Source organism: Chryseobacterium sp. SIMBA_029, assembly GCF_046535275.1.
Lineage (GTDB): Bacteria > Bacteroidota > Bacteroidia > Flavobacteriales > Weeksellaceae > Chryseobacterium.
In genome coordinates this window covers 1-375 of the sequence record NZ_JAWRXA010000079.1, presented here as the reverse complement: position 1 = coordinate 375, position 375 = coordinate 1, and the positions used below count along the sequence as shown (strand labels likewise).

The following is a 375-nucleotide window of genomic DNA, read 5'->3' as shown; positions in this document are numbered from 1 at the left end:
GCCCTTCTCCTCCGCAACCTCCAGCAGCGCCTCACCCACGGGAACCCGTCCGGGCAACGAACGTGCCACGACGGCGGCCAACAGGTCTCCCGCCACGTCATACTGGCGCTCGGGCACTGACGCCACTACCTCGTTCAACGCCGGGCGGTAGAACTTGGCAGGCCGCCCCGAGCCCGGGCCACCCTTGTCAGCTTGCTTCCTGAACTCGACAACGGCCAGCCCTGCCCGCACCAAGCGATCCAAGTGAAAAGACGCCGTGCTGCGCGGAATGCCCATAGCGCGGGCGGCCTCATCGCGGCCCACCGCGTCCTGAGCTTGGCGGAGGTAGGCGAAGAGACGCCTCCGCATCTCATCATCCAGTGAAGCGATGGCCGA

General features: G+C 67.2%; 1 protein-coding gene. It reads right to left on the bottom strand.

The features are described 5' to 3' along the window. On the bottom strand, positions 1 to 375 hold a 375-nt coding region (locus tag SB679_RS23300), incomplete at both ends, for a helix-turn-helix domain-containing protein (protein ID WP_410704662.1).